Here is an 839-nt window from a genome sequence, read left to right as displayed (position 1 = left end):
GGCGAGCGAGAACAACCTGGTCCTCAATGGCAACGTCATCACCAACGACGTGCAGGGGGCGGATGGCGCGGCGGTGACCGCGGGCACCCTGAGCGGGACCTACGGCAGCCTGGTGCTCAATGCCAACGGCACCTACACCTACACCCTCAACCCGAACGACGGTGACTTCAAGGCGCTGACCGGGGGCGGGGTGGGCAGCGAAGTGTTCACCTACACCCTGACGGATGCGGACGGAGACGTGAGCACGGCGACCCTGACCCTGACCATCAAGAACGACGATGACGGGGTGACCATCACCAACCTGACGCCCAAGGGCGAGGGCGGGGATGCGAAGGTGTACGAGGACGACCTGCTGGCGACCCGCGGCGCGAATGAGTCGGCGGGGTCGGACAGCAGCAAGGAGTCGACCACGGTGACAGGGGACTTCACCATCAGCGCGCCGGACGGGGTGAAGACCCTGAGCGTGGGTGGCATCAACATCGTGGTGAACGGGGTGGTGGCGGGCTTCCCGCTGAGCGGGGTGACCACGCCGCTGGGCAACACCCTGACCATCACCGGGTACAACCCGGCGACCGGGCTGGTGAGCTACAGCTACACCCTGAACGACAACGAGGCGCACCCGACGGCGAACGGCAACAACAGCCTGTTCGAAGACTTCGCGGTGAGCCTGGTGGACAGCGACGGGGATTCGGCCTCGAACACCCTGAGCGTGCAGATCGTGGACGACGTGCCGACGGCGGTGAGCGACGTCAACCTGACGGTGGCGAGCGAGAACAACCTGGTCCTCAATGGCAACGTCATCACCAACGACGTGCAGGGGGCGGATGGCGCGGCGGTGA

Annotated in this window: 1 protein-coding gene; it reads left to right on the top strand. The window is 66.0% G+C overall.

Annotated elements, in window-relative coordinates:
- A partial coding sequence (locus G5253_RS20480; RefSeq protein ID WP_421204174.1) for an Ig-like domain-containing protein occupies positions 1-839 on the top strand: 839 nt, incomplete at both ends.

Origin of the sequence: Aeromonas sp. 602658, assembly GCF_049173005.1 — a bacterium.
GTDB lineage: Bacteria > Pseudomonadota > Gammaproteobacteria > Enterobacterales > Aeromonadaceae > Aeromonas > Aeromonas veronii_A.
Note: the sequence above shows the minus strand (reverse complement) of the source record. Positions and strands in the feature narration are given on the sequence as shown.